Raw genomic sequence first — 7399 nt, forward strand, 5'->3', positions numbered from 1 at the left:
CCCCGGAAATGGGGAAGAGCCCGTTTTCTTTGCTTTTTCCATAAACCTTCTATTATTAACCATTTCCTTAATGTTCATGATTCACATGAAAATCATCTCGTTCCAAATATTCCGATGCTAATGTTGGGCCAAAATCTTCATATCTTTCTACATATCGGTTTATAATCGATTCTTGATGCGGGTTCTTTCGACTTGAGACTCGACCACGGTTGCCGTGGATTAAGCCTGCATCGCCTTTTTGCTCATAGCGTTGATATATTCTTAGTGTTTGCCGATAACTCAACATCACATTGCTGTGATGTTAAACAGGTTCTTAGGTTAAATAAAAAAAGTAGAAAATATAAATACTGTTAAATGGCGCGCCCGGAAGGATTCGAACCTCCGACCCCCTGGTTCGTAGCCAGATACTCTATCCAACTGAGCTACGGGCGCGTTGATTGGCGGAGAGAGAGGGATTCGAACCCTCGATGGGATTTCTCCCATACTCCCTTAGCAGGGGAGCGCCTTCGACCTCTCGGCCATCTCTCCAATCAATGGTAGCGGAGTATAACAGGTATTTATCAGGCGTCAATAATTCTGTTTACAGAAAATGGTGAAAATCAAAATTTAAGCGCGATTAGCGATATTAATGTTCATAAAATCATCAACTTTTTTTTTTTTAAAAATGGATTTGTGTTATTACCTTTTTTAAATTAAAAGTGAGTTTATATTAATCTGTCATTATACTTTCCTCAGAACTATTTAATTATTATATTTTTTCAGAAAATCATCTTAAAATTTCCAAAATATAAAGAATGCTGCTAATCTTTGTTTCAGTTGATTTTGATATAGAGACCCTTACATACATACTTCAGTCTCTTAAGTATAAGGCCCTAACAAGGAGGACTAATGAAATACCAGTCGAATTTAAGTGGTCGTGACGTTTATGTAGTCGATGGAAGCCGAACGCCATTTCTTAAAGCAAAAGGAGTAGGTCCATTTTCTAGTTCAGATTTGGCAGTTGCAGCTGGTACGGCTCTCTTAAACCGTCAACCGATTTCTCCAGAAGAACTTGATGAAGTGATTATTGGTAGTGCTATGCCAGGACCTGACGAAGCTAATATTGCAAGAGTGATTGCTTTGCGTTTGGGTTGTGGTGATAAAGTTCCTGCATTTACTGTCATGAGGAATTGTGCTTCTGGCATGCAAGCATTGGATAACGCCGCCATTCAAATTGCAACAGGCCGTAGTAATTTGGTTCTTGCTGGTGGAACTGATGCGATGAGCCGCGCTCCTTTATTATTTAATGAAAAAATGGCTTCTTGGCTAGCTGAATGGTTTACCGCAAAAAGTATGGGTCAAAAATTAGGTTTGATTACAAAATTTAGACCTTCTTATTTCGCACCAGTTATCGCTTTACTTCGAGGCCTTACGGATCCAATTGTTGGATTAAACATGGGGCAGACAGCTGAGAAGGTTGCTTATCGGTTTAATATTACAAGAGAACAAATGGATGAGTTTGCTAATCAAAGTCATCTGAGGATTGCGCAAGCTTACGCTGAAAACAGGATGTCAGAAGTAGTCCCGATTATTGATTATAAAGGACGTATTTATCTTCAGGATGATGGTATTCGGACTGACTCAACAGTAGAAAAATTATCAAAACTAAAACCATTTTTTGACAAGAAATATGGGATGGTCACTCCAGGTAACAGTTCTCAAATAACTGATGGGGCTTGTTTGCTATTATTAGCCAGTGCCGAGGCTGTAAAAAAATATCACTTGCCAGTCTTAGGTCGCATTGTAGATTCCCAATGGGCGGCATTAGATCCTTCCCAAATGGGATTGGGACCTGTCCATGCAGTAACACCCATATTGAAGAGGCAAAATTTAACACCTCAAGATCTGGATTGTTGGGAAATAAATGAAGCGTTCGCAGCACAAGTTCTGGGTTGCTTGGCTGCATGGAATGATGAGGATTACTGTAAAACGCAACTCGGGCTTAAAGAGGCTTTAGGAGCACCATCATTAGAAAGACTTAATAGAGAGGGAGGTGCTATTGCAGCAGGGCATCCTATCGGTGCCAGTGGAGCCCGTATTGTGCTACATGTTTTGAAATCTTTGGAACAGAGAAATGAATCACGGGGTATAGCGGCCATTTGTATTGGTGGAGGACAAGGTGGTGCTATGTATCTTGAACGAGTTACCGAGGTGAAGGAACATGAATAATTACAAACATTGGGATTTGCAAAGAGATAAAGAAGCTATACTTTGGTTGGGACTCAATAGAAAAGATGCTGCAGTAAATAGCATTAATGAAGAAGTATTGGACGAATTAAACAGCTTACTGCATGAAATATCACATGATAAAAAAGCAATAGGTCTGGTTATTTATTCGCTTAAAGAAAAAGGATTTATTGCCGGTGCTGATGTTAATGTTTTTTCTCAATTTGAAGACTCTTCACAAGCAGTTGATTTTTTACAGAAAGGACAAACTGTTTTTACTAGGCTACAAACTTTAGCTATTCCTAGTGTTGCCATGATCGATGGTTTCTGCATGGGCGGTGGTTATGAATTGGCATTAGCATGTACCTATCGAATCGCAACGGATGATAAAGATACTCGCATCGGATTACCTGAAGTTATGTTAGGTATCCATCCTGGGTGGGGGGGGACAGTGCGCTTACCTCAACTTATCGGAGGCTTTAAAGCCTTGTCGCAAGTGATTTTAACGGGTAGCGCAATACCTTCTGTTAAAGCCAAAAATCTAGGAATGATTGATGAAGTAGTGCCAGTTCGCCAGCTCAAAAGAGCAGCCATATATTTTATTAAAAATAAACCATCTAGACACAGGCCCTCATTCATTGAGAGCTTAACAAATAGTTCACTGCTTAGAAAGCCAATTGCTTATCTATTACGTCATAATGTCGCGAAACGTGTTCGTAAAGAACATTATCCTGCCCCTTATGCTGTAATTGATTTGTGGGAAAAAGAAGGGGGCTTAGGTGAGAGAGCTTATCTAAAAGAAGCTGATTCTATTGAGAAACTGGTTTCTCAAAATGAAACAGCCAAAAACTTGATTAGAGCCTTTTTGTTACGGGAACGCTTAAAAGGATTTGCCAAAGATAACCACTTCGAAGCAGCTCATGTCCATGTTATTGGTGCAGGGGTCATGGGAGGAGACATTGCCGCATGCTGTGCTTTACGTGGTCTTAACGTCACTCTACAGGACAAATCTTATGAGCAAATTGCTCCTGCATTGGGCAGGGCACATAAACTGTATAGTAAAAAATTACGTAAACCACGATTGATTCAAGCAGCAATGGATAGATTAGTCCCAGACCCGGAAGGGCATGGTGTGAAGCGAGCTGATGTCATCATTGAAGCAGTTTTCGAGAATTTGGCTGTTAAACAAGAAATAATGAAAACAGTGGAGAAAAATGCCAAAAAGAATGCCATCATAGCAACAAACACCTCTAGCATACCACTTGATGAAATCAGCAGTGTCATGAGTAAGCCAGAACGATTAATTGGTATTCATTTCTTTAATCCCGTGGCTAAGATGGACTTAGTAGAGGTAGTAAGTAGTTCAATTACTGACAGAAAAATACAGCAAAATTCTTGTTCTTTCGTAAGCCAAATTGGCAAACTTCCTTTACCAGTTACATCAAGTCCTGGTTTCTTAATAAACAGAGTACTTATGCCTTATCTGATGGAGTGTGTACAATTGTTAGATGAAGGATATAGTGCTGAAACTATAGATGAAGCAGCACTTCAATTTGGTATGTTTATGGGACCTGTTGAGCTGGCTGATACTGTAGGTATGGACGTTTGTCTGGCTGTTGCCGAGAATTTAACCAGTCATTTTGGTGGCACTATACCGCAAAAATTAAGAGATTTGGTAAAATCAGGTAAGCTAGGGCGTAAAACAGGAGAAGGGTTTTATAAGTATAAAAATGGTAAGGCCATTAAGAAAAAGGCGCCTGTCCATGTCGATAAAACAATTGCTGATCGATTGATTTTACGTATGGTGAATGAATCGGCTGCCTGCTTGCGCGAAGGAGTAGTTGCAGATTCTGATTTATTAGATGCCGGGATGATCTTTGCGACAGGGTTTGCTCCATTCCGTGGCGGCCCTATGAACTATGCTAAGGATTTTGGCAAAGATAAATTGGAAACTTTATTTAAGACTTTTGAATCCAAATTTGGTGAGCGTTTTAAAGTGGACACCAATTTGTAATTTCTGCTGGTACTAAATAACGCGATCCGAGACAGTGGGGGAGCGGAATATACTGATTTTCCGTCTTCCTCTCGGTTTCGGCCTGTTTGGTACCAACTATAAGTATTTGGAAGACATTTCAAAACAACGTCATGATGATTTTGAAGGCCAAATTTTATGAAAAAAATAGTGTATTTAATTATCTTGCTTAGCAAATGTTCTTTTGCAAGTGTCTATGTATTGCCTGAAACAGGAAATACTGTCGGCGAGATGCAAGTGGCATTTTCCGAGTTTGGAGAAACGATAGATGAAGTCGGCAGGCGATTTAATGTTGGCTACTATGAAATGATTCGCGCCAATCCAGGTGTGGATCCAAAATATCCCCTTGCTGCCAACACAAAATTAATTATCCCATCTCGCTTTACTCTACCTAGAGTGCCCCAAAGAGGCATTATAATTAATTTGGCGGAATACAGATTATATTATTTCCCCCCTGATGAGAATATCGTAATTACCTACCTGTCGGCATAGGCAGGGAGGGTTGGGACACCCCTTTGGGGTTAACTAAAGTTATATCCAAAGAGGTTAATCCTACATGGCGTCCAACAATAAAGCTACAAAAAGCCGCTGAAGATATTGGTGCTCCAATCCCTGGCACTTTCCCTCCCGGCCCACATAACCCTTTAGGAAAATATGTCTTACGCTTGGCTTGGCCAACTATTTTGATTCATGGTTCAAATCATGTTGATGGTATTGGTGCTAAAGTGAGTGCCGGTTGTATTCGTATGCTTCCTGATGATATAGAGCATTTGTATAGTCTTATCTCTGTTGGAACACCGGTTAGGGTGATAAACAATCCTATGAGAAATAGTTGAGTTTTTTCTAAAATTATTACTCTTCCTCTTCGTTCTCAATTTTGATCCTCGTTAATAAATAATAGCATAACCCAACAAGCGTTATAGCAGCGAAAATATCGATAGGGTAATGCCAGCCTAGTAATACGCAAGAAGCTATCAGTAAAAGATTAATAATTGATAATATAATACAAGGAGTAAACCAATCTTTAATCAAATAGGAGCATAAAATTGCCCAGATTGAATGAAAGGAAGGAAGAGCAATTAGCCCTCCTTCAATAGTAGTGGGTTGGATATGGTTATGAATTTGATGAAATTTAAGCCCAGTTGCTATTTGTTCAGGAGCAAATAAACTACTTTGAATTTCACTGGCGGGCGCCGTCGTTGGGAAAAAATAGTAATAAGAAAAACCTAGTAAAGTAGTGGAAAGCAGGAGGAAATAATAATCTTTAAGAACCTGAAATCGTCCTGAAATAATCACAAATAAGGGGATAAAGCTCATCTGATAGGCCAAGCTATCATAGATAATGGATAACAAATATTTCAAGTGAGGGTGTTTGTTTGTCCATTCTAAAATAGCAACCATATCAATGCCAAATTGTTTCTCAAGCGCTATAATTTGTTTATCGATAGGAGAGAATGGAGTTAATTGGACTGCATTGGTTGCTAAAGCAATTACTGACATAACCGCAAAAAGATTGATTAACTCTAAACCAGAAAGTGTGATTCTATGGGTTCTATCAAACGTTAAAATCAAACCAATATAATTTAAAAGGATAATACTGCCGATAAGTGGCGTATTGGGAGGAAAATAATTATTCCCGGGAAATTGATAGATGAAATAATTGATGGACAGAACTATGAACGACAGGCAAACAATTGTCCCTCCTAGTAAGAAAAAATATCTGGAAGGTATAGCACGCATTAAGCCGTCCTCACTAAATACCTATCATCATTTTCTTCATTCTATCCGACCTTATCAGCCAAAAAATTTACAATGTTCATTAGCCGAAACATCATTGGCATGACACTGAAGCAGCCAGCATATTGTCCCCATAAACAGCCGATCATTCTTACTATGAAATCCCTTAGGTTTTGGAAGCTACTTACACCACATCCCCTCTCTCCAACCCTTATCTCGCGAAAAAGTCTCTCATACTACTCAAATTCCTAGTACGGGAGAGGTGCGATCGGTACATCTGAAAAAGATGTGTTCAAATTCAGTCTGGGATAGCTATAAAAAATTTTAGGGACGTTGTCTAGTCTGGACTGCAAAAAAAGTTTTATTCAACTATACTAAGAGATTCTTTTTGTTTAATTGCATGAAAAATTTCCTCTCTGTGTACATTAATTGATCTTGGTGCCTCTACACCAAATTTTATATTACCATTTTCCTGAGTTTTAAAGGCTAGTATTTTAACAACGGTATTCGAAATACGAATAATAAGTGGTTCTTCAAATTGAAGCGTTATTATATCCATTAAAAAAACCTCTTTATTTATAATAAGTTATTGTTAGCTTTAACGGATGACTGATGTCATTCATCTCAGAACGGTACCTTACTTTAGTAACAGTTGTCACTATAAATCGCTGTAAAATTTATAAAATTTTTTGATTTAAGTGAGAATAATGGTGGAGTGAGTACAAAATGAGCAATTTTTTTTAAAATATTTCTTTATTAATGCATAAATTTTCTTAGAAGTACTTCTAAGTCTGAAGCTATCATAGGTTGGCTTAGTAAATAACCTGGGCCTGCTCACAATGTTGATCTTTTAAAAAACTAATTTGATTCGGGGTTTCAACTCCTTCAGCAAGCACTTTAAAATCAAAGCTTTGAGACATGGCAATTATTGCTTCAATAAGAGCCTCATCATTTTTTGAATGGTCAATGTTATTAATAAAAGACCGATCAATTTTGAGCCTTTTTATACTTATGTGCTTGAGATAGTTAAAAAAAGATTTACCAGTACCAAAATCGTCCAAGACAATTTTAATACCTAGGTCGGTTAGTTGTTGAATGGTATGGAGAACATCAAGATGGTTTATCAAAATATTTTCATTGAACTCGAATTCAAGATTTTCAGGTTTTACTTTATATTTTTTAAGGATTGTATTCACAGTAGATACAAAATTATTTTGTTTTAATTGTTGTATTGCAATATTGATTGACAACGACGTGGGCAAATTTTTTTTTTCTTTTCCCATAAATTAATTTGCTTACATGCTTCGCATAAAACCCATTCGCCAATAGGAATGATTAAACCAGATTCTTCTGCAACCTTTATAAAGTCAATTGGGGTAAGACAACCTAGCTGAGGATGATTCCATCTTAAAAAGAGCCTCAACA

General features: G+C 38.0%; 9 protein-coding genes and 2 tRNA genes. 4 read left to right on the forward strand and 7 right to left on the reverse strand.

What is annotated here, in order from left to right; all coding sequences use genetic code 11:
* Nucleotides 1–67: 67 nt before the first annotated feature.
* From OK13_RS16225 to OK13_RS13290, 3 genes are all read right to left on the reverse strand, one after another.
* Nucleotides 68–286 (reverse strand): helix-turn-helix domain-containing protein, encoded by a 219-nt coding sequence (locus OK13_RS16225; protein WP_035891568.1) that lies wholly within the window; start codon nt 284–286, stop codon nt 68–70.
* A 69-nt stretch (nt 287–355) separates the two neighbouring features.
* A tRNA-Arg gene (locus OK13_RS13285) sits at nt 356–432 on the reverse strand.
* A gap of 6 nt (nt 433–438) precedes the next feature.
* Nucleotides 439–528 (reverse strand) — tRNA-Ser (locus OK13_RS13290).
* A gap of 360 nt (nt 529–888) precedes the next feature.
* Between OK13_RS13290 and OK13_RS13295 the strand changes: the two genes are divergently transcribed.
* From OK13_RS13295 to OK13_RS15600, 4 genes are all read left to right on the forward strand, one after another.
* Complete coding sequence (locus OK13_RS13295) at nt 889–2208, forward strand: acetyl-CoA C-acetyltransferase (RefSeq protein WP_035891570.1); 1320 nt, start codon at nt 889–891, stop codon at nt 2206–2208.
* Nucleotides 2201–4219, forward strand: coding sequence for a 3-hydroxyacyl-CoA dehydrogenase NAD-binding domain-containing protein (locus OK13_RS13300; RefSeq protein ID WP_035891571.1), 2019 nt, complete (start codon nt 2201–2203; stop codon nt 4217–4219). The genes OK13_RS13295 and OK13_RS13300 overlap by 8 nt, the downstream gene beginning before the upstream one ends.
* Before the next feature lie 156 nt (nt 4220–4375).
* Nucleotides 4376–4729 carry a L,D-transpeptidase family protein gene (locus OK13_RS15595; protein WP_241480574.1) on the forward strand — a complete coding sequence of 118 codons (354 nt, stop codon included), beginning with the start codon at nt 4376–4378 and terminating at the stop codon, nt 4727–4729.
* 23 nt (nt 4730–4752) lie between these two features.
* A complete protein-coding gene (locus OK13_RS15600; RefSeq protein ID WP_241480575.1) occupies nt 4753–5073 on the forward strand; it encodes a L,D-transpeptidase in 321 nt (106 codons plus the stop codon).
* Nucleotides 5074–5089: 16 nt separating this feature from the next.
* Here the strand turns inward: OK13_RS15600 and OK13_RS13310 are convergent, their stop codons facing one another.
* The 4 genes from OK13_RS13310 to OK13_RS14300 form a co-directional block, all read right to left on the reverse strand.
* A complete protein-coding gene (locus tag OK13_RS13310) occupies nt 5090–5977 on the reverse strand; it encodes a phosphatase PAP2 family protein (protein WP_035891572.1) in 888 nt (295 codons plus the stop codon).
* Between the two features lie 358 nt (nt 5978–6335).
* Complete coding sequence (locus OK13_RS13315; RefSeq protein WP_035891574.1) at nt 6336–6533, reverse strand: carbon storage regulator; 198 nt, start codon at nt 6531–6533, stop codon at nt 6336–6338.
* Nucleotides 6534–6786: 253 nt separating this feature from the next.
* Complete coding sequence (locus OK13_RS13320) at nt 6787–7257, reverse strand: EAL domain-containing protein (RefSeq protein WP_035891576.1); 471 nt, start codon at nt 7255–7257, stop codon at nt 6787–6789.
* Nucleotides 7194–7399, reverse strand: a 206-nt coding sequence (locus OK13_RS14300) for an EAL domain-containing protein (protein WP_160264759.1), incomplete at its 5' end; no start/stop codon positions are given. The genes OK13_RS13320 and OK13_RS14300, both read right to left, overlap by 64 nt.

It is taken from the genome of Legionella norrlandica (assembly GCF_000770585.1).
Taxonomy (GTDB): Bacteria; Pseudomonadota; Gammaproteobacteria; order Legionellales; family Legionellaceae; genus Legionella; species Legionella norrlandica.